The 20,507-nt window shown below is 48.3% G+C and carries 18 protein-coding genes, 1 other RNA gene and 1 other annotated feature; of the genes, 17 read left to right on the top strand and 2 right to left on the bottom strand.

Annotated features, from left to right (window positions below):
* Positions 1–48: 48 nt before the first annotated feature.
* The 4 genes from recJ (at position 49) to dtd (ending at position 5,745) form a co-directional block, all read left to right on the top strand.
* Positions 49–2,409 carry a single-stranded-DNA-specific exonuclease RecJ gene (recJ, locus tag MY7_RS11290; protein WP_007612834.1) on the top strand — a complete coding sequence of 787 codons (2,361 nt, stop codon included), beginning with the start codon at positions 49–51 and terminating at the stop codon, positions 2,407–2,409.
* Positions 2,410–2,414: 5 nt separating this feature from the next.
* On the top strand, positions 2,415–2,927 hold the full coding sequence (locus MY7_RS11285; RefSeq protein ID WP_003152714.1) for an adenine phosphoribosyltransferase: 513 nt from the start codon (positions 2,415–2,417) through the stop codon (positions 2,925–2,927).
* A gap of 157 nt (positions 2,928–3,084) precedes the next feature.
* The gene (gene relA / locus MY7_RS11280) at positions 3,085–5,289 is read left to right on the top strand and encodes a GTP diphosphokinase (protein WP_003152716.1); all 2,205 of its coding nucleotides are present in this window, start codon (positions 3,085–3,087) and stop codon (positions 5,287–5,289) included.
* A 12-nt stretch (positions 5,290–5,301) separates the two neighbouring features.
* Positions 5,302–5,745 (top strand): D-aminoacyl-tRNA deacylase, encoded by a 444-nt coding sequence (gene dtd / locus MY7_RS11275; protein ID WP_007408194.1) that lies wholly within the window; start codon positions 5,302–5,304, stop codon positions 5,743–5,745.
* 26 nt (positions 5,746–5,771) lie between these two features.
* Here the strand turns inward: dtd and MY7_RS11270 are convergent, their stop codons facing one another.
* Entirely contained in the window at positions 5,772–7,334 is a 1,563-nt protein-coding gene (locus tag MY7_RS11270; protein WP_007612832.1) for an SH3 domain-containing protein, read from the bottom strand.
* Between the two features lie 130 nt (positions 7,335–7,464).
* Here MY7_RS11270 and MY7_RS19680 point away from each other — a divergent pair, with 130 nt between their 5' ends.
* The 5 genes from MY7_RS19680 (at position 7,465) to MY7_RS11255 (ending at position 12,149) form a co-directional block, all read left to right on the top strand.
* Entirely contained in the window at positions 7,465–7,635 is a 171-nt protein-coding gene (locus MY7_RS19680; protein ID WP_003152722.1) for a YrzK family protein, read from the top strand.
* A gap of 60 nt (positions 7,636–7,695) precedes the next feature.
* Positions 7,696–7,928: a binding site (T-box leader), on the top strand.
* A gap of 63 nt (positions 7,929–7,991) precedes the next feature.
* Complete coding sequence (hisS, locus tag MY7_RS11265) at positions 7,992–9,266, top strand: histidine--tRNA ligase (RefSeq protein ID WP_007612829.1); 1,275 nt, start codon at positions 7,992–7,994, stop codon at positions 9,264–9,266.
* A 14-nt stretch (positions 9,267–9,280) separates the two neighbouring features.
* Positions 9,281–11,059, top strand: a complete 1,779-nt coding sequence (gene aspS, locus MY7_RS11260) for an aspartate--tRNA ligase (RefSeq protein ID WP_007408199.1) — start codon at positions 9,281–9,283, stop codon at positions 11,057–11,059.
* 62 nt (positions 11,060–11,121) lie between these two features.
* Positions 11,122–11,313: non-coding RNA, 6S RNA (ssrS, locus tag MY7_RS19270), on the top strand.
* 71 nt (positions 11,314–11,384) lie between these two features.
* Positions 11,385–12,149: a tRNA threonylcarbamoyladenosine dehydratase gene (locus MY7_RS11255; RefSeq protein ID WP_012118080.1), complete on the top strand. Its 765-nt coding sequence runs from the start codon at positions 11,385–11,387 to the stop codon at positions 12,147–12,149.
* Between the two features lie 115 nt (positions 12,150–12,264).
* On the opposite strand, the gene MY7_RS11250 is transcribed toward MY7_RS11255, so the two are convergent.
* Positions 12,265–13,533: a replication-associated recombination protein A gene (locus MY7_RS11250; protein ID WP_029326053.1), complete on the bottom strand. Its 1,269-nt coding sequence runs from the start codon at positions 13,531–13,533 to the stop codon at positions 12,265–12,267.
* 194 nt (positions 13,534–13,727) lie between these two features.
* Here MY7_RS11250 and cymR point away from each other — a divergent pair, with 194 nt between their 5' ends.
* The 8 genes from cymR (at position 13,728) to MY7_RS19265 (ending at position 20,493) form a co-directional block, all read left to right on the top strand.
* Positions 13,728–14,144, top strand: coding sequence for a cysteine metabolism transcriptional regulator CymR (gene cymR, locus MY7_RS11245; RefSeq protein WP_003152730.1), 417 nt, complete (start codon positions 13,728–13,730; stop codon positions 14,142–14,144).
* Between the two features lie 18 nt (positions 14,145–14,162).
* Positions 14,163–15,302, top strand: a complete 1,140-nt coding sequence (locus MY7_RS11240) for a cysteine desulfurase family protein (RefSeq protein WP_007612815.1) — start codon at positions 14,163–14,165, stop codon at positions 15,300–15,302.
* A gap of 36 nt (positions 15,303–15,338) precedes the next feature.
* Entirely contained in the window at positions 15,339–16,454 is a 1,116-nt protein-coding gene (mnmA, locus tag MY7_RS11235) for a tRNA 2-thiouridine(34) synthase MnmA (protein WP_012118077.1), read from the top strand.
* An 87-nt stretch (positions 16,455–16,541) separates the two neighbouring features.
* On the top strand, positions 16,542–17,162 hold the full coding sequence (locus MY7_RS11230; RefSeq protein ID WP_088461189.1) for a tetratricopeptide repeat protein: 621 nt from the start codon (positions 16,542–16,544) through the stop codon (positions 17,160–17,162).
* Between the two features lie 18 nt (positions 17,163–17,180).
* Entirely contained in the window at positions 17,181–19,559 is a 2,379-nt protein-coding gene (gene recD2 / locus MY7_RS11225) for an SF1B family DNA helicase RecD2 (protein ID WP_007408204.1), read from the top strand.
* A gap of 118 nt (positions 19,560–19,677) precedes the next feature.
* Positions 19,678–20,136, top strand: a complete 459-nt coding sequence (locus MY7_RS11220; RefSeq protein WP_007612811.1) for a PRC-barrel domain-containing protein — start codon at positions 19,678–19,680, stop codon at positions 20,134–20,136.
* A 12-nt stretch (positions 20,137–20,148) separates the two neighbouring features.
* Positions 20,149–20,340 carry a hypothetical protein gene (locus MY7_RS11215; RefSeq protein ID WP_003152738.1) on the top strand — a complete coding sequence of 64 codons (192 nt, stop codon included), beginning with the start codon at positions 20,149–20,151 and terminating at the stop codon, positions 20,338–20,340.
* 21 nt (positions 20,341–20,361) lie between these two features.
* On the top strand, positions 20,362–20,493 hold the full coding sequence (locus tag MY7_RS19265) for a YrzQ family protein (RefSeq protein WP_003152741.1): 132 nt from the start codon (positions 20,362–20,364) through the stop codon (positions 20,491–20,493).
* Positions 20,494–20,507 lie beyond the last annotated feature (14 nt).

The following is a 20,507-nucleotide window of genomic DNA, read 5'->3' as shown; positions in this document are numbered from 1 at the left end:
AACCCCTCAGTCCGCTCTAGTATAATAGGGTGGTTGAGGGGTGAATTTATGTTAGCGTCAAAAATGCGCTGGGAAATCCAGCAGCCGGATCAGGAAAAAGTCAAATCACTCACAGAACAATTGGACATAACACCTCTTGTGGCATCACTGCTTGTAAAAAGAGGTTTTGATACTGCCGAAAGCGCAAGGCTGTTTTTACATACAAAGGATGCAGACTTTTATGACCCGTATGAATTAAAGGGAATGCGGGAAGCAGTTGATCGGATAAAACTGGCGGTTTCTCAAGGGGAACCGATTATGATTTACGGAGATTACGATGCAGACGGCGTTACAAGCACGTCGGTGATGCTGACGGCACTCAGACAGCTGTCGGCGGACGTTGACTTTTATATTCCCGACCGTTTCACAGAAGGCTACGGCCCGAATGAACAAGCTTTCCGCTCCATAAAAGAGCGGGGATTTTCGCTGATCATTACAGTGGATACGGGAATCGCCGCCGTCCATGAAGCTGAAGTCGCAAAAGAGCTGGGCTTAGACGTCATTATTACCGACCACCATGAGCCGGGACCCGAGCTTCCTGACGTATTTGCGATCATCCACCCGAAGCAGCCGGGCTGCGGCTATCCGTTTAAAGAATTGGCCGGCGTCGGTGTGGCGTTTAAGCTTGCCCACGCGCTTACGGGTTCTTTGCCGGAAGCTATGCTGGACTTGGCGGCAATCGGTACGGTTGCAGATCTGGTGCCTCTTCATGATGAAAACAGATTAATTGCGTCACTCGGGATCGAAAGGCTTCGGACGACAAATCGGCCGGGCCTCAAAGCTCTGATTAAGCTTTCCGGCGGAGATATCGGACAAGCTGATGAGGAAACGATCGGATTTCAGGTCGCACCGAGGCTCAATGCCGTCGGAAGAATAGAACAGGCCGATCCCGCCGTGCACCTGCTGATGACTGAAGATCAGTTTGAAGCGGAGGAACTGGCTTCGGATATTGACCGGCTGAATAAAGAGCGGCAGAAAATGGTGAAAACCATGACCGAAGAGGCTGTTGAAATGGTTCAGCAGCAAGGCGGAAACCCGTCTGCCATTGTAGTGGCAAAAGCCGGCTGGAATCCGGGAGTCGTCGGTATTGTCGCATCGAAGCTGGCTGAACGTTTTTACCGGCCCGCTGTTGTGCTTGGGATAGATGAGGAGCAGGGAATCGCTAAAGGGTCGGCGCGAAGCATCAGAGGCTTCAACCTTTTTACGAGCCTTTCACAGTGCAGAGACATTCTTCCTCATTTCGGCGGGCATCCGATGGCGGCAGGAATGACGTTGAAGGCTGAAGATGTGGCGGAATTAAGGGACAGGCTGAATCAAATGGCTGAAGAAACCCTTACGGAAGAGGATTTTATTCCCGTTCAGGAGGTTGATCTTGTCTGCGGCGTTGAAGACATAACCGTTGAAAGCATTACAGAATTGAATATGCTGTCGCCGTTCGGCATGCTTAACCCTAAACCGCATGTGATGGTGAAAAATGCCGTGCTTGATGATGTGCGCCTGATCGGAGCGAATAAAAACCACGTGAAAATGACGGTGAAAAGTGATTCTGCCGTCCTTGACTGCGTCGGCTTTAACAAAGGAGAGCTTGAAGCCGGAGTTGTCCCCGGATCAACGATTTCCATTGTTGGCGAGATGTCCATTAATGAATGGAACAACAGAAAGAAGCCCCAGCTGATGATTAAAGATGCTGCGGTGCCGGAATGGCAGCTTTTTGATATCAGGGGCAAGCGGACGTGGGAAGACACGGTCACCGCGCTGCCGAAGGAAAAACGGGTGCTCATCAGCTTTAACGAAAAAACCGCTCAGAAGCTCCGTGAAAAAGAGCTGTCGGGCGAGCTTGCCGGGATCACTTCGGAATCCGAGGCGGAAGCTCTCCAGCTTGACGGAAAATATGCCGTTTTTCTGGATGTGCCGCCGTCAGCGGATCGCCTGCAGCATTTGCTTGACGGAAAGAAGCCGGAACGGATTTATTTTGTTTTTATCAATCATGAAGAACATTTTCTGTCCTCATTTCCATCGCGGAATGATTTCAAGTGGTTTTACGCATTTCTCTTGAAAAGGGGCGCTTTTGACTTCGGCAAGCATGGTTCAGAGCTTGCGAGACACAGAGGATGGTCAATTGACACAATCAATTTCATGACAAAGGTGTTTTTTGATCTCGGTTTTGTTAAAATAGAAGATGGTGTGCTGTCTGTCGTGAGCGGCGCGAAAAAACGCGACTTGGCAGATTCGCAAACCTATCAGGTAAAACAGCAGCTGATGGAATTAGACCAGAAGCTCAATTATTCCGCAGCCCATGAGCTGAAGGAATGGCTGAATAAGCTGATGAACCAAGGTTCAGAAGCTTATGAAAGTACGAGGAGGACATAGAACAGATGGATCTTAAAAAATATGTAACAATTGTGCCCGATTACCCGAAAGAAGGCGTACAATTTAAAGATATTACGACATTGATGGACAAAGGCGACGTATACCGTTACGCCACTGACCAAATTGTTGAATATGCAAAAGAAAAAGAAATTGATTTAGTTGTCGGGCCTGAAGCGCGCGGCTTTATTATCGGCTGTCCGGTTGCATACGCTCTCGGAGTCGGCTTTGCGCCGGTTCGGAAAGAAGGAAAACTTCCGCGTGAGGTCATTAAAGTCGATTACGGTTTGGAGTACGGAAAAGACGTACTGACAATTCATAAAGATGCGATTCTGCCGGGACAGCGCGTGCTGATTACTGATGACTTGCTTGCAACAGGCGGCACGATCGAAGCAACGATTAAGCTAGTCGAAGAACTGGGCGGCGTCGTAGCCGGTATTGCGTTCTTAATCGAGCTTTCTTACCTTGACGGCAGAGACAAGCTTGACGATTACGATATTTTAACATTAATGAAATATTAACCGCATATGGAAAAAAGCACTCGTGTCAGGGTGCTTTTTTCCTATTATTTCATCATCCTGACAGATTCTTTAGGTGTTTTGAACTTCTGCCCTTTACATCTCTCGTTTTTTTCTTGATAATAAACTAATACAGTTTACATTTAAAAAAGGTGATTCCATGGCGAACGAACAAGTATTGACTGCCGAGCAAGTAATAGATAAAGCGCGCACTTATCTGCCGGAGGAGCAGATTGCGTTTGTTGAGAAAGCTTACCTGTATGCGCAAAACGCGCATCGCGAACAGTACCGCAAATCAGGTGAGCCGTACATTATTCATCCGATTCAGGTGGCGGGGATCCTCGTCGATCTGGAAATGGACCCTTCCACAATTGCGGGCGGATTTCTGCATGACGTGGTAGAGGACACGGATGTCACCCTCGACGACCTGAAGGAAGCATTTTCTGAAGAAGTGGCGATGCTTGTCGACGGCGTGACGAAGCTCGGTAAAATTAAGTATAAATCTCAAGAGGAGCAGCAGGCGGAAAACCATCGAAAAATGTTTGTCGCTATGGCTCAGGATATCAGAGTCATATTGATCAAGCTGGCGGATCGCCTTCACAATATGCGGACGTTAAAGCATCTTCCGCAGGAAAAGCAGCGGAGAATTTCAAATGAGACGCTGGAAATTTTCGCTCCGCTGGCCCATCGGCTCGGGATTTCTAAAATCAAATGGGAGCTGGAAGACACCGCTCTCCGTTATTTGAATCCTCAGCAATATTACAGAATCGTCAACCTCATGAAGAAAAAGCGCGCGGAACGCGAACTTTATGTCGAAGAGGTTGTCAATGAAGTGAAAAAACGCGTCGAAGAAGTGAATATCAAAGCGGACTTTTCAGGACGTCCGAAGCACATCTACAGCATTTACCGCAAGATGGCGCTGCAAAATAAACAGTTCAATGAAATATATGATCTGCTCGCCGTCCGTATTCTTGTCGGAAGCATTAAAGACTGCTACGCCGTACTCGGCATTATTCATACGTGCTGGAAGCCGATGCCCGGCAGATTCAAAGATTATATTGCAATGCCTAAGCCGAATATGTATCAGTCGCTGCATACGACCGTAATCGGGCCTAAAGGCGATCCGCTGGAAGTGCAGATCAGAACGTTTGAGATGCATGAGATCGCTGAATACGGGGTGGCCGCACACTGGGCATATAAAGAAGGCAAGGCTGCAAACGAAGAAGCGACATTTGAGAAAAAACTGTCCTGGTTCCGTGAAATTCTTGAATTCCAAAACGAGTCTACCGATGCGGAAGAATTTATGGAATCGCTGAAAATCGATCTGTTTTCTGACATGGTATACGTATTTACGCCAAAAGGCGATGTCATTGAACTGCCGTCAGGCTCTGTGCCGATTGATTTTTCCTACAGGATCCACTCGGAGATCGGCAACAAAACAATCGGGGCGAAAGTGAACGGAAAAATGGTGACGCTTGACCATAAGCTCCGGACGGGCGACATCGTCGAGATTCTGACGTCCAAGCATTCATACGGTCCGAGTCAAGACTGGGTCAAACTGGCGCAGACCTCCCAGGCGAAACATAAAATTCGCCAATTCTTTAAGAAACAGCGTCGTGAAGAAAACGTCGAAAAAGGCCGTGAGCTTGTCGAGAAAGAAATTAAAAATCTTGATTTTGAAGTGAAAGATGTTTTAACACTCGAAAATCTTCAAAAAGTTGCCGACAAGTTCAATTTCTCTAATGAAGAGGATATGTATGCGGCGGTCGGGTATAACGGCATTACCGCTCTTCAGGTGGCCAACAGGCTCACTGAAAAAGAACGGAAGCTGCGAGACCAGGAAGAGCAGGAAAAAATCGTTCAGGAAGTCACTTCCGAACCGAAACATTATCCGCAAGGGAGAAAACGGGAAGCGGGTGTGCGCGTAAAAGGCATTGACAACCTTCTCGTCCGCTTGTCGAAATGCTGCAACCCGGTGCCTGGCGACCATATTGTCGGTTTTATTACAAAAGGCCGCGGTGTATCCGTTCACCGGGATGACTGTCCGAACGTCAAAACGAATGAAGCGCAGGAACGTCTGATCCCCGTTGAATGGGAGCATGAATCACAGGTTCAAAGACGCAAAGAATATAACGTTGAGATTGAGATTTTGGGGTATGACCGTCTCGGGCTTTTAAATGAGGTGCTCCAAGCCGTAAATGAGACGAAAACCAACATCTCCTCTGTCTCCGGCAAATCCGACCGCAATAAAGTCGCTACGATTCATATGGCGATTTTTATTCAAAACATCAACCATCTGCATAAAGTGGTCGAGCGGATTAAGCAGATCAGAGACATCTATTCAGTCCGGCGGGTAATGAACTAAAAGGAGCTTGCTATGAAATTAGTTGTTCAGCGTGTAACAGAAGCAAGTGTGACGGTTGACGGCGCTGTCGCCGGCCGGATCGGACCCGGCATTATGGCGCTTGTCGGCATCACTCATGAAGATACAGAAGAAGATGCCGCTTACTTGGCGGATAAAATCGTGAATCTCCGGATTTTTGATGATGAAAGCGGCAAGATGAATTTATCGCTTTTGGATACGGGCGGGGAGATTTTATCCGTTTCCCAGTTTACGCTTTACGGCGAAACGAAGAAAGGGAGACGCCCGAATTTTATGAATGCGGCTAAACCGGATCAGGCAGTGCTCCTTTATGAAAAGTGGAACGAACTCCTTCGGGAAAAAGGAGTCAAAGTGGAAACCGGAATATTCGGAGCCATGATGGATGTTCAGCTGACGAATTCCGGGCCGATTACATTGATTATGGATTCTAAACAATAAAAAAGCTGCCGTTCGGCAGCTTTTTTTTATGATTGAAAATAATGTTCCAATCCGCTTTCAATTCCGTCTGTCACTTTTTCCTGATAAGAGCCGCTATGTATGATTGTTTCTTCTTGCGGTTGACTGAGATAGCCGAGCTCATACAGCATGGCAGGCCGTTTATTTTCCCTCAGGACATAATAATCGCCAAACAGAACGCCGCGATCCGGGATAGGGGAACGCTTCACTACTTCAGAATGGACGTCTGAGGCAAGCTGGCGATCCTTAGACGGACTGTAATAATAAGCCGTGCTTCCCCGTGTTGACGTATCGGCATAGCTGTCATAGTGAATGCTGATAAAGGCATCCGCATTCCGGTAATGAGAGGTTGAAACCCTGGCCTGCAGGCTGATAAAAGTATCATCCTGTCTGGTGATATACACGTTTGCACCGGATGCCCGCAATTTTTGGGCCAGCAGCTTAGCGGTTTTAATCGTTACGTTTTTTTCGAACTTTCCGGAGTAGCCGATCGTACCGCTGTCTTTTCCTCCGTGTCCGGGATCAACGACGATCGTTTTGTTTTTAAGTGAGCCGCTGCCGCCTGACTTGTTGGGAGAAGGTGCTTCGCCTGTTTCCTCACCGCTTTTTGACGTTTGTACGACCCAGTTTGCCACATATGCGGTTTGTCCGTTTTCAAGCCGGACTTCATACCATTTGCCGCTTGAGCCGACAATCGGGTAGGCTGCGCCTTTATCTGCTCTTTTTACGATAGAAGCGGAAGTTGAGGCCGAGCTCCTTAAGTTGGTGCCGCCGTAAACAATATACGCTTTTTTCGAGGAGCCTGAGCCGGCAGAACCGTCTCCTGAGCCCGATGCGCTGTCCGATGAGTCAGAATCCTTTATGATGTAGTGGCTTGCTGCCCAGCCTTTTTGCCCGTTTGCTTCAATTTTCAGCCAGCCGTGGTCTTCACTTAAGATGGAAACCTTTGTTCCGCGTGATAATTTAGTCATAATCGCTGAATCATGTGATGCTGCACTTCTGACATTCAATGAAGAAACGCCGACCGTCCCGTTTTTTGACCCGCTTCGGGCGGAAGTTGCTTTCGTATCCGATCCTCCGCTGTCCGCGGTGACGTATTCGGAAGAAACCCATCCGGTTGTGCCTTGATAAGAAATGTTCACCCATCCGCTGTTCTTGTCCAGCACGGATGCATGTGCGCCTTGCGGAAGTTTGCCGATGACTTCATATGATGTCCCCGGGCCTTTTCTGATGCGGAGGTCAGGATCGGTGGAAGTGACTGTTCCGCTTGTTGCGGATGAATTGTCTGCTCCCCCGGCTGTTTTTGATATCAGCCAGGAAACGACCCATCCGGTTTTACCGGGGCTCAGCTGAAGCTGCACCCAGTCTCCCTCTTCTTTAGCGATCGGGTATCTTTCCCCTTTTTTTACTTCAGCCTTAATTCCATAGCTCAGGCCGGGACCGCCTCTGACATTGATCTTGTCTGTCGCGATGACCGCTTCTCCCTCTGCGGCGATTGCGGTGTGGAATGACGGAAGAAGCGCTGTGATGATGACGCCGCATAAAATAAGAGCAAGAGTTCTCTTCTTCATGGCTGTCCTCCTTTCTGAACTAACTAAAATACATTCTTGTATAATATCGTATTTTCCTTGCTGAATGTTAAATAAAAATAAAATGGTTTGTTTATACTAGTCATAAATACAGCGAAAAGGTGTGCAAATCATGAAATATCAACCAAAAATGGGACGCGCGCTGCACGATGCGGAAGGAAATCTGCACTTCAGTGATCAGAGCGATAGAGAAAAGGCGGGGTTTCTTGAAGAGACGGCGACGGAGTTCGGTCTCTTATCGAAAGAAGCGGTCGCAAGGAAAAACAGACGGAATAAAACTTGACAGGGGAGTGCAATCCCATTATTATAATAGAAATTGATGTACATAAGTCATGATAACGATTTTGAACCGATAATGGAGAAGAGTAGGTCAGAATGCATGGAGAAGAGAGGAACCGTCCCGGGCTGAAAGCGGATCCGCACTGCATCTTTCTCGAAACAACACTCCGGAGGTTCCCTGCTGAACGCTTTTGCAAGTCATTAGGCAGCGGACGTGAACCTGCGTTAAAGGTCAGAGCGGGGATGCTTCGGCATTCCAACTAGGGTGGCACCACGGGTATAACTCTCGTCCCTACTATACATGTATAGTAGGAGCGGGAGTTTTTTTATTTGAAGAAAGACATTAAGGAGGCCTGTAACATGGCATATCACATTCCAAGAGGCACACAGGACATACTGCCGGGTGAATCAGACAGATGGCAGTTCGTCGAACAAATTATGAGGGAGACGTGCCGCACTTATCAATATAAAGAAATCCGCACGCCGATTTTCGAGCATACGGAATTGTTCGCAAGAGGCGTCGGTGAGTCTACAGATATCGTGCAGAAAGAAATGTACACGTTTGAAGACCGTAAAGGGAGAAGCCTGACGCTTCGGCCGGAAGGAACGGCTGCCGCAGTCCGCGCGTTCAATGAAAATAAATTATTTGCGAACCCGGTGCAGCCGACGAAGCTTTATTATGTCGGACCGATGTTCCGTTACGAACGTCCGCAGACGGGGCGTTTCCGCCAATTCTATCAATTCGGAATTGAAGCGATCGGCTCCAAAGATCCGGCCGTGGATGCAGAAGTCATTGCGCTTGCGATGAGTATTTACCGTAAAGCCGGTTTGAAACATGTCAAGCTTGTGCTGAACAGCCTTGGTGACCAGGAGAGCCGCAAATCCTACCGGGAAGCGCTCGTCAAACACTTTGAACCGCGCATCGGAGAATTTTGCTCGGACTGCCAGTCGCGTCTGCACACGAACCCGCTCAGAATTCTTGACTGCAAGAAAGACAGAGAGCATGAACTGATGAAAACGGCTCCGTCCATTCTTGATTACTTAAATGAAGAATCAGCCGCTTATTTTGAGAAAGTAAAACAATACTTAAACGATCTCGGCATCCCGTTCGAAATAGATCCGAACCTTGTCAGAGGGCTTGATTATTATAACCATACCGCTTTTGAAATTATGAGCAATGCCGAAGGATTCGGAGCGATTACAACCCTTGCCGGCGGGGGCCGCTATGACGGGCTTGTTGAACAGATCGGCGGACCTGAAGCGCCGGGTATCGGATTTGCGATGAGCATCGAACGTCTGCTGGCAGCCATTGACGCTGAGAAAACAGAGCTTCCCGTCAATCAGGGGATTGACTGCTACATCGTGACGCTCGGAGAAAAAGCGAAGGATTATTCCGTTTCCCTCGTGTACAAACTGAGAGAAGCGGGCATCTCAAGTGAAATCGATTATGAAAATAAAAAGATGAAGGGCCAATTCAAAACGGCTGACCGTCTCGGCGCACGTTTTATTGCGATTTTAGGGGAAGATGAGCTTGCCCAGAATAAAATCAATGTAAAAGATGCGGAAACAGGAGAGCAGCGTGAAGTGGTGTTAGACGAGCTGATACAAGTGTTAAAGGCAGATCAAAAGCAGTGAAGGAGAGGAACGCTATGTTTGGAAGAACATATTATTGTGGCGAGATAACTGAAAAAGCGATTGGCGAAACCGTCAAACTGAAAGGGTGGGTGCAGAAGCGGCGCGATCTCGGCGGCTTGATTTTCATTGATTTGCGTGACCGCTCGGGTATTGTGCAAGTCGTGTTCAACCCTGACGTATCGAAGGAAGCCCTTGCCGCAGCGGAAGCAATCAGAAACGAATATGTGCTTGATATCGAAGGCACGGTTTCTGCCCGTGAAGAAGGCACGGTGAATCCCAACCTGAAAACCGGTAAAATTGAAATCAAAGCTGAAGCGGTAACGGTGCTCAGTACGGCGAAAACGCCGCCGTTTCCGATCAGTGACCAGGCGGCTGACGTTTCTGAAGACGTCCGGTTAAAACACCGCTATTTGGATTTGCGCCGCCCGGCGATGTTTCAAACATTGCAAATGCGCCATCAAGTCACAAAATCCATCCGCCATTTCTTAGATGAAAACGGATTTCTTGATATTGAAACACCGATTTTAACAAAAAGCTCTCCCGAAGGCGCCCGTGATTACTTAGTGCCGAGCCGGGTGCATGAAGGAGAATTTTACGCCCTTCCGCAATCGCCGCAGATTTTTAAACAGCTTCTGATGGTGTCGGGTTTTGAACGGTATTATCAAGTGGCCCGCTGCTTCCGCGATGAAGACTTGCGTGCCGACCGCCAGCCGGAATTTACGCAGATTGATATCGAAATGTCCTTTATGAGTCAAGAAGACATCATGGCTCTGGCGGAAGAGATGATGGCGAAAGTCATGCTTGAAACAAAAGGTGTTGAAGTACCGCTGCCGCTTCCGCGAATGACATATGAAGAAGCGATGAACAGCTACGGTTCCGACAAGCCTGACACCCGCTTCGGCATGCTGCTGACGGACGTGTCAGACATAGTGAAAGATACTGAATTTAAGGTGTTCTCATCAGCCGTGGCAAACGGCGGCGTTGTAAAAGCGATCAATGTCAAAGGCGCTGCCGGCGACTATTCCAGAAAAGATATCGATGCGCTCGGCGTTTTTGCCGGAAATTACGGCGCGAAAGGTCTCGCTTGGGTGAAAGTTGAAGCTGACGGCGTAAAAGGCCCGATTGCGAAATTCTTTGATGAAGAGAAGCAGGCAAAACTGGCTGAAGCGCTTGATGCTTCTGAAGGCGATCTGCTCCTGTTCGGCGCTGATAAGTTTGAGGTTGTGGCTCAATCCCTCGGCGCGCTTCGCTTAAAGCTCGGCAAAGAACGCGGCCTGATTGACGAAAGCCTCTTCAACTTCCTGTGGGTTGTGGACTGGCCGTTACTGGAGCATGACGAGGAAGAAGGCCGTTTCTATGCGGCTCACCACCCGTTTACAATGCCTGTCCGTGAAGATCTTGACCTGATTGAAACGGCGCCTGAAGATATGAAAGCGCAGGCTTACGACCTTGTCTTAAACGGCTATGAACTCGGCGGAGGCTCAATCCGTATTTTTGAAAAAGACGTTCAGGAAAAAATGTTCGGGCTTCTCGGCTTTACAAAAGAAGAAGCGGAGGAGGAATTCGGATACCTTCTTGAAGCCTTTGAATACGGCGCCCCTCCGCACGGCGGAATCGCGCTCGGCTTAGACCGTTTGGTTATGCTTCTTGCAGGCCGCACAAACTTAAGAGATACGATCGCTTTCCCGAAAACGGCAAGCGCAAGCTGCCTTCTTACGGAAGCGCCCGGCGAAGTGAGCGACGCCCAGCTTGAAGAACTTCACCTTTCTGTCAAAAGAAAAGTGAAACAGTAAAGATCAGCAGTTTGATTCTTGAAAATCAAAATCTGCTGTGATATGATTTTGACAAGTTAAATAAAGTCCTGATGTGTTAGTTGTACACCTAGTTTTGACCGAACATTTTTTTGATTTGGGAGCCCGTATTTTTAAATGGCGTACAAGCCTCTTTTCATTCGTTAAGAGGACTTACAAGATTTAAAAAAGGGCACCCACCTGCTGAGAGCGGGTTCAAAACGAAGGAAAGCTGCAACGGCACAATTGGGACTTTATTTTTTGTGCGCTAAAACCAGCGGCTTTTTGACAAGCCGAGTTTATAAAACCAGAATGTGGAGTGAGGTTCTTGTTACATCAGTTTTCCAGAAATGAGCTAGCGATTGGAAAAGAAGGGCTGGACACGTTAAAAAACAGCACGGTGGCCGTTCTCGGCGTCGGCGGAGTCGGTTCATTCGCAGCCGAAGCATTGGCGAGGTCCGGAGTGGGGCGGATCGTGCTTGTCGATAAAGATGATGTTGACATTACAAACGTAAACCGCCAGCTGCATGCGCTCTTGTCGACGGTGGGACAGCCGAAAACAGACTTGATGAAAGCGCGGATCGCGGATATTAATCCGGATTGCGATGTCGTCGCCTTAAAAATGTTTTATACAGAAGAGACATATGAGCAGTTCTTTGAGTATCCGCTTGATTACGTCATTGACGCGTCGGATACGATTCATTATAAAATTCATCTGATGAAAGAATGTCTGAAACGGAATGTTCCGCTGATTTCAAGCATGGGAGCGGCGAATAAAACAGACCCGACACGCTTTCAGATTGCTGATATTTCAAAAACCCATACCGATCCGATTGCCAAAGTCGTCCGCACAAGGCTTCGCAAAGAGGGCATTAAAAAAGGCGTACAGGTCATTTTTTCTGATGAAAGCCCGATCGTCATCCGTGAAGACGTCAGAAAAGAAGTCGGGAATGATGAAGCGAAAATCCGCAAAGCGCAAATGCCGCCGTCTTCCAACGCCTGGGTTCCGTCAGTGGCCGGTCTGATTATGGGCGGACATGTTGTCATGGAGCTCTTAAAGGACATCGACATTAAACGGGTTAAAGATAAATAAAAAGAAAAACAGCCTTCTTCAGGAAAGGCTGTTTTTTTATTTGAATCCGCCGTTTACACGAAAGATTTTGGCCGGTATCAAAAAAGACAAGAACACATAGGGTGTCCTTGTCCGGTTATTTTTTCTGCTTCATCAGTTTTTCATACACTTGCTTTATGGCGGCTTCAAATTTCCCCGTTTGTTTCGGTTTATAGTATTGCTTGTTTTTTAACGGATCGGGCAAATATTGCTGTTCGACCCATCCGTTCTCGAAATCGTGAGGATATTGATAGCCGATCCCGCGTCCGAGCTCTTGGGCCCCTTTATAGTGGGCGTCTTTTAAATGTTTCGGCACATCGCCGATTTTACCCGTCCTGATGTCTTTGAGCGCCTCATCAACGGCTGAGATGGCGGAGTTTGATTTTGGCGAGAGGCATAATTCGATTACCGCATTGGCCAGCGGAATTCTCGCTTCCGGAAAACCGATCCGTTCTGCGGTCTGAATCGCGCTCAGCACCCGGGGGCCTGCCTGCGGGCTTGCGAGGCCGATATCTTCATAGGCGATCACGAGAAGCCTTCTTGATATGCTTTCAAGATCGCCGGCTTCGATCAGACGGGCCAGATAATGAAGGGCGGCGTTTGCGTCCGAGCCTCGGATCGATTTTTGGAAGGCGGATAAGACGTCATAATGCGCATCGCCGTTTTTATCATGAGTATAGCTTTTTTTCTGCAGACATTCTTCCGCCGTTTCCCGTGTAATCCGGACCGTGCCGTCGCTTGATTCCTTTGTGGAGAGCACGGCAAGCTCCAGTGCGTTCAAAGCGGAGCGGACGTCTCCCCCACACCCTTGTGCGAAATGATCCATCGCGTCGTCGTCCACCGAAACGCTGTAAGAACCGAGTCCCCGGTGTTCATCTGTGAGCGCTCTTTTCAATGCCTGCTTGATCAGATCGGGTGTTAACGGTTCAAGCTCAAATATCTGGGTCCGGCTTCTGATGGCCGGGTTAATGGCATGATAAGGGTTGGCGGTCGTTGCGCCGATTAAAATAATCATGCCGTTTTCTAAATAGGGCAGCAGAAAATCCTGCTTTCCCTTATCAAGCCTGTGCACTTCGTCAAGGATTAAAATGACCTGGCCTGACATTTTCGCTTCCTGTACGACAATCTCCATGTCTTTTTTATTATGAATGACGGCATTCAATTTCCTGAATGCGATGCTTGTCGATCCTGCGATCGCTGTGGCGATGGATGTTTTTCCGATGCCCGGCGGTCCGTACAGGATCATGGATGATAAGTGCTTTGCACGCACCATTCTGCCGATGATTTTATCTTCTTTGACCAAATGTTCCTGGCCGATAATGTCTTCGATATTGGCAGGCCGCATCCGATACGCCAGTGGTTTCATGTACATCTCTCCTTACATATACAGGGTAACGGAAAACGGACGATTAGAAAAGCGAATTGCGGCGGGCCCCGTGTTTCAATGAAAATTAGGATAAGTTATGTTATAATAACAGTTGGTCTATAAGATACTAAACAGATTATTCATATCCATTTACTTGTATAAATTAACAATTAGAATTGACTGGGGTGTTCATATTGAAAATATCGACAAAGGGAAGATACGGGCTCACCATTATGATTGAATTGGCGAAAAAGCACGGAGACGGTCCGACGTCGCTCAAAAGCATCGCCCAAACAAACAGCCTTTCTGAGCATTACTTGGAACAGCTTGTATCACCGCTTAGAAACGCCGGACTCGTAAAAAGCATCAGAGGCGCTTACGGGGGTTACGTGCTCGGGGGCCAGCCTGAAGAGATAACGGCCGGAGATATTATCAGAGTGCTGGAAGGGCCGATCAGCCCGGTAGAAGTGCTTGAGGATGAAGAGCCTGCCAAGCGGGAGTTATGGATCCGCATCCGCGACGCTGTAAAAGACGTGCTGGACAGCACGACGTTAGAAGACCTTGCGAGCTACACGGACGGCGAGCAGGAAGCTTATATGTTCTATATTTAAACCAGAGGTGTACAGACAATGGAACGGATTTATTTAGATCATGCCGCGACTTCCCCGATGGATGAGCGTGTGCTCGAAGAGATGAAGCCCCATTTCTTCGGCAGTTTCGGCAACCCGTCAAGCATTCATTCATTCGGGAGAGAATCCCGGAAATGGGTCGATGAAGCGAGAGCGGACATCGCGCGCGAAATCAGTGCGAAAGAACAGGAAATTATTTTCACAAGCGGCGGCACGGAGGCTGATAATTTAGCGATTTTCGGAACGGCTGCCGCCCGGAAGAATGAAGGAAAGCATATCATTACGACCGCTGTTGAGCACCATGCTGTGTTGCACGCCTGCGAAAAGCTGGAAGAAGACGGCTTTGAGGTGACATACCTCATCCCCGGCCCTTCAGGACGGATCAGTGCAAATCAGGTGAAAGAAGCGCTCCGTGATGATACAATCCTTGTTACCGTCATGTATGGCAATAACGAAGTCGGAACCATTCAGCCGATTGACGAAATCGGAGAGCTGTTAAGCGGGCATCAGGCCTATTTTCACACAGATGCCGTCCAGGCATTCGGTTATATGCCGATTGACGTGAAAAAAAGCAGAATTGACATGCTGTCTGTTTCCGGTCACAAGCTTAACGGGCCTAAAGGGACAGGCTTTTTATATGTAAATCAAGAGGTGAAGCTGTCACCGATTCTTCTCGGGGGAGAGCAGGAACGAAAGCGCCGCGCGGGGACGGAAAATGTACCGGGCATCGCCGGCTTAAAAGAAGCGGTCGTCCTTTCAAACCGTGAGAGGGAAGAGAAAACAGCGAAGTATAAGGAGTTTAAGAACATCATCATGAGTACGCTGGAAAAATCCGGCGTCACAGCGGAGGTGAACGGAGATGCCGAGAAATGCCTGCCTCATATTTTAAACCTTTACTTTCCCGGTGTGCCGGTGGAAGCGCTGCTGGTCAATCTTGACATGGAAGGCATTGCCGTCTCCAGCGGATCTGCTTGTACAGCGGGATCCGTTCTTCCGTCCCATGTGCTTACGGCCATGTTCGGAAGTGAGAGCGGCAGGCTGACTTCGTCAATCCGCCTCAGCTTCGGCCTCGGCAATACGGCGGAACAAATCGAAACAGCCGCCGAAAAGCTTGCCGCCGTCGTTAAACGGCTTGCTTAAAACGGCGGACTTACGTTTTTAATGGAGTGAATGCAAATGGAAAAACGGCCGGAGGATACAAGAGTCGTAGTCGGCATGTCCGGCGGTGTGGACTCTTCCGTGGCGGCCCTTCTGCTGAAGGAGCAGGGCTACGATGTAATCGGAATCTTTATGAAAAACTGGGATGATACGGACGAAAACGGTTTTTGCACGGCGACGGAAGATTATGAAGACGTCATCCGGGTCTGCAACCAGATCGGAATTCCGTATTATGCCGTCAATTTTGAGAAGCAATATTGGGAAAAGGTATTTCAATATTTCCTTGATGAATATAAAGCCGGAAGAACCCCCAATCCGGATGTCATGTGCAATAAAGAAATTAAGTTTAAGGCTTTCTTGGATCATGCTCTGTCACTCGGCGCGGATTATCTTGCGACGGGCCATTACGCCCGCGTGGACAGAAGCGCAGGTACAGTGCGCATGCTACGCGGTCTGGATGAAAACAAGGACCAGACTTATTTTCTGAATCAGCTCAATCAGGAACAGCTCAGCAAAGTCATGTTCCCGATCGGTGATCTGCAAAAAAGCCGCGTACGGGAAATCGCCAAAGAAGCGGAACTTGCGACAGCTGCGAAAAAAGACAGCACGGGAATCTGCTTTATCGGCGAACGCAACTTCAAAACGTTTCTCAGCCAATATCTCCCCGCTCAGCCGGGCGATATGATGACAATGGACGGAGAAGTAAAAGGGCGTCATGACGGTCTGATGTATTATACAATCGGACAGCGCCACGGTCTTGGAATTGGCGGAAGCGGCGAGCCGTGGTTCGCCGTCGGTAAAGATCTTGAAAAAAACATTCTGTATGTTGATCAAGGATTCCATAATCCGCTTCTGTATTCCGATAAGATCACGGCGACAAATGTCAGCTGGACGCGTCCCGGTCTGATGGACGGCGGCGAAATGACATGCACGGCGAAATTCCGCTACCGTCAGGAAGATCACAAAGTAACGGTGAAAATGACGGGTGACGATGAAGCGGAAGTCATTTTTGACGGGCAGGTACGCGCCGTTACGCCGGGACAAGCCGTCGTTTTTTATGACGGAGAAGAGTGCCTCGGCGGCGGAACGATAGACGACGTTTATAAAGACGGAACAAAACTGTGGTACGTATAACACATGTAAAAAACCTCAACTCGCATGTTGGGGTTTTTTAGCGAAAGGAAGTTAAAAATGGATTATAATAAAATCGGGATTGACGCCATGCAGGAGGGCGATTTTGAAAAAGCGGCAGAGGCTTTTACGAAAGCGATTGAGGAAAACGGGCAAGATCCGGTGCCGTATATCAACTTCGCAAATTTGCTTTCTTCTGTGAACGAACTCGAACGGGCGCTTGCATTCTATAACAGAGCGCTCGAATTGGACAATTCGGCGGCAGCCGCTTATTACGGTGCGGGAAACGTATATGTGATGAAAGAATCGTTTTCCGAAGCGAAGGATATGTTTGAAAAAGCGCTTCGCTCCGGAATGGAAAACGGAGATTTGTTTTATATGCTGGGGACCGTTCTCGTTAAATTAGAGCGGCCGAAGCTTGCACTGCCGTATTTGCAGCGTGCCGTTGAATTAAACGAAAATGACACGGAAGCACGCTTCCAGTTCGGAATGTGCCTCGCAAATGAAGAAATGCTGGATGAAGCTCTGGCGCAGTTTGAGACGGTGATCGAGCAGGACCCAAGCCACGCGGACGCATTTTATAATGCCGGAGTCGCTTACGCGTACAAAGAAAATCGTGAAAAGGCGCTTGAGATGCTGGAAGGCGCAATCGGCATACAGCCTGATCATATGCTTGCGCTTCATGCGAAACAGCTTATCACCCAGTCATAACAAAAGGAGGGAAGGCTCGTGGATCAGCTGAACATCGAAGAACAGCCGTATGTAAAAGGCGTCATTCATACGGTCATTTATCATAATGACACCAACCTGTATACAGTGCTGAAAGTCAAAGTTGCAGAAACGTCTGAGGCGATCGAAGACAAGGTCGTATCCGTAACGGGCTACTTCCCTCTGCTACAAGAAGATGAGACCTACACATTTTATGGAAAAACCGCCACGCATCCTAAGTTCGGCCTGCAATTTCAGGCTGAACACTTTAAAAAAGAAATTCCGACCACAAAAGAAGGGATCATTCACTACTTATCAAGTGATCTGTTTGAAGGAATCGGAAAAAAAACGGCGGAAGAAATCGTCAAAAAGCTCGGAGACGGCGCGCTCAATAAAATTCTGACGGATGCGTCGGTGCTTTACGATGTGCCGAAAATGTCGAAAAAGAAAGCGGATAAGCTTGCCGGAGAGCTGCAGCGGCATCAGGGGCTTGAGCAGATTATGATCTCTCTGAACCAATACGGTTTCGGGCCCCAGCTATCAATGAAAATATATCAGGCCTACGAAACGGAAACCTTGGAGAAAATTCAGGAAAATCCTTATCAGCTTGTAAAAGACGTTGAAGGCATCGGCTTTGTGAAAGCTGACGAGCTGGGCGGAAAAATGGGTCTGTCAGGAAACCACCCGGAGCGGATCAAAGCGGCAATCTTATATACGATTGAATCGACCTGTCTTTCAGAAGGCCATACGTACATAGAGACAAAGCAGCTGATTATCAATACGCAAACGCTTCTGAATCAGTCAGCTGAAGGCGGCCGCGTCACGGAGATGGATGCGGCTGACGGCATCATCGCCCTCGGGGAGAGTAAGGATATCGTCATTGAAGGAGAGCGCTGCTATTTTCCGTCCTTGTTTTACGCCGAACAAAATGTCGCAAAACGCGTGCTCGACATTGCGGCTCAGACGGAGTATGCCGATCAATTTCCTGAATCGGAATTTCTGCTTGCACTCGGTGAACTTGAAGAACGGATGAATGTTCAATACGCACCAAGCCAAAAGGATGCCATTCAAAAAGCGCTGTCTTCACCGATGCTTTTACTGACCGGAGGACCTGGGACGGGGAAAACGACCGTTATTAAAGGAATCGTGGAATTATACAGTGAACTGCACGGAGTATCGCTTGACCCCGGTGATTATAAAAAAGACGAGGCGTTTCCGGTGCTGCTTGCCGCGCCGACCGGAAGAGCCGCAAAACGGATGAGCGAATCTACGGGTCTGCCGGCTGTTACGATTCACAGGCTGCTCGGCTGGAATGGCGCTGAAGGCTTTACCTACAATGAAGATCAGCCGATAGAAGGGAAACTGATCATTATAGACGAAGCGAGTATGCTCGATATCTGGCTCGCCAGCCATTTGTTTAAGGCGCTTCCTAAGCACATTCAGCTCATTGTCGTCGGTGATGAAGACCAGCTTCCTTCAGTAGGACCGGGGCAGGTGCTCAGAGACCTTTTGGCTTCTGAGGTGCTGCCGACCGTGCGCCTGACAGATATTTACCGTCAGGCTGAAGGATCATCCATTGTGGAACTTGCGCATGATATGAAAAAAGGACTGCTTCCAAAGGGGCTGACCGCGCCGACAAAGGACCGCTCATTTATCCGCTGTAATTCTTCACAGATTAAAGAAGTCGTGGATCAGGTCGTCTCGAACGCTTTAAAAAAGGGGTATACCTCCAGGGATATTCAAGTGCTTGCCCCGATGTACAGGGGAAAAGCGGGAATTAACGAGCTGAATATGCTTCTTCAAGACATCATGAATCCGCCGAAAGAAAAAAGGCGGGAGCTGAAATTCGGTGATGTCGTCTACAGGACGGGCGATAAAATATTACAGCTTGTCAACCAGCCGGAAAACAATGTGTTTAACGGCGATATCGGCGAAATCGTGTCCATTTTTTATGCCAAAGAAAATACGGAAAAAGAAGACATGGTCGTCGTCTCGTTTGACGGCAATGAAATCACCTTTACGAAAAAGGATTTCAGCCAGTTTACCCACGCTTACTGCTGTTCCATTCATAAGTCGCAGGGAAGTGAATTCCCGATTGTCGTCCTGCCTGTCGTCAAAGGCTACTATCGAATGCTCAGGAGAAATCTGCTTTATACCGCCATAACAAGAGCGAAAAAATTTCTGATTCTTTGCGGAGAAGAAGAAGCGCTTGAATGGGGCGTCAAAAACAATGATGCCACCGTCAGACAGACGTCGCTTAAAAACAGGCTCACAGAGCAGACTGAAGAGATGGATGCAGAACTGGCCGCCCTGCAAAAAGAGCTGCCGTTCAGTGTATATGATGCAAACATCGGAATGGAAGGCATCACGCCGTTTGACTTTATGGAAGAAAAAGCGTAAATAAAACCCGGAGCATAAACATGCGCCGGGTTTTCGCCTGTGGAAGTCATTTCAAAGTATGCTGCCCGGCTTCTTGGCAAAACCTATACGTGTTCAACAAAAGGTGGTTGATCACACTTTGAGAACATGCCATGCAGCTGAAGGACGAACAGTATATGACGAAAACACCGGGCGCAGTCTCGGGATGATATCGGATGTATGTTTCTCTCTGAACGGCCGGTTTCTCGGTTTCGTGCTGGAGCAGAAACGCCTGTTTCACAACCGCCATCTTTTTTTAGAGGCAAGTGATATAAAAGAGATGGAACAAGAAGCCGTAGCTGCCGGTCATGCTCATTTGCAGCCTTTGCCGAAGAGCTGTTTCACCTTTGAACAGATTAAGATGCAGCCGGTGAAATCGCCTGATGGTGAAATGTTCGGTTTGCTGGAAGATGTATACTTTTGTTTGGACAGGGGCATAATCGTAGCATATGAACTCTCGGACGGCTTCTTTTCAGATCTAGCTGGCAGACGCCAAGTGCGCCGCGCCGCCGATACGCTTATTGAAGCGGGGAAAGAAGGCATCGTCCTGAACGGATAAGAGGTGTAGTCTGTGCTTGTATGTCCGAACTGCAAAAGTAAAGATATCGGCAAAATCGGCGTAAACCAATACTATTGCTGGGGCTGCTTCATTGAGCTGACGGTGGCCAAAGGCAAAATTGCGACACATCAAGTAGAGGAAGACGGCACGTTAAGCAGTCTTGATGATTTGTTTTCTGAAGACGAACGCAGTATCAATTTTTAAAGTTGAAAGGAGATACGCGCGATGGGCAGAACAATGACCTCTCTGTTGGCTTTAGGAGCTGGAGCCGTTATGTATCGTATGGCTTCTCAGTCCGATATGCTGAATAAAAAAGGTATGAAACGGATGAGAAGACGAGTCATGAAAATGTTTTAAGCAGAAAAAAGGAT

It is taken from the genome of Bacillus sp. 5B6, from assembly GCF_000259405.1.
In the GTDB taxonomy this organism is placed as follows: Bacteria; Bacillota; Bacilli; order Bacillales; family Bacillaceae; genus Bacillus; species Bacillus velezensis.
Note: the sequence above shows the minus strand (reverse complement) of the source record. Positions and strands in the feature narration are given on the sequence as shown.

Bases quoted from the DNA above. Each gene is read 5' to 3' on its own strand.
- recJ (WP_007612834.1), top strand. From the start codon at position 49: ATGTTAGCGTCAAAAATGCGCTGGGAAATCCAGCAGCCGGATCAGGAA.
- MY7_RS11230 (WP_088461189.1), top strand. From the start codon at position 16,542: ATGCAGGAGGGCGATTTTGAAAAAGCGGCAGAGGCTTTTACGAAAGCG.
- MY7_RS19680 (WP_003152722.1), top strand. From the start codon at position 7,465: ATGAAATATCAACCAAAAATGGGACGCGCGCTGCACGATGCGGAAGGA.
- MY7_RS11270 (WP_007612832.1), bottom strand. From the start codon at position 7,334: ATGAAGAAGAGAACTCTTGCTCTTATTTTATGCGGCGTCATCATCACA.
- MY7_RS19265 (WP_003152741.1), top strand. From the start codon at position 20,362: ATGGGCAGAACAATGACCTCTCTGTTGGCTTTAGGAGCTGGAGCCGTT.
- hisS (WP_007612829.1), top strand. From the start codon at position 7,992: ATGGCATATCACATTCCAAGAGGCACACAGGACATACTGCCGGGTGAA.
- dtd (WP_007408194.1), top strand. From the start codon at position 5,302: ATGAAATTAGTTGTTCAGCGTGTAACAGAAGCAAGTGTGACGGTTGAC.
- MY7_RS11250 (WP_029326053.1), bottom strand. From the start codon at position 13,533: ATGAAACCACTGGCGTATCGGATGCGGCCTGCCAATATCGAAGACATT.
- mnmA (WP_012118077.1), top strand. From the start codon at position 15,339: ATGGAAAAACGGCCGGAGGATACAAGAGTCGTAGTCGGCATGTCCGGC.
- MY7_RS11240 (WP_007612815.1), top strand. From the start codon at position 14,163: ATGGAACGGATTTATTTAGATCATGCCGCGACTTCCCCGATGGATGAG.
- relA (WP_003152716.1), top strand. From the start codon at position 3,085: ATGGCGAACGAACAAGTATTGACTGCCGAGCAAGTAATAGATAAAGCG.
- MY7_RS11285 (WP_003152714.1), top strand. From the start codon at position 2,415: ATGGATCTTAAAAAATATGTAACAATTGTGCCCGATTACCCGAAAGAA.
- aspS (WP_007408199.1), top strand. From the start codon at position 9,281: ATGTTTGGAAGAACATATTATTGTGGCGAGATAACTGAAAAAGCGATT.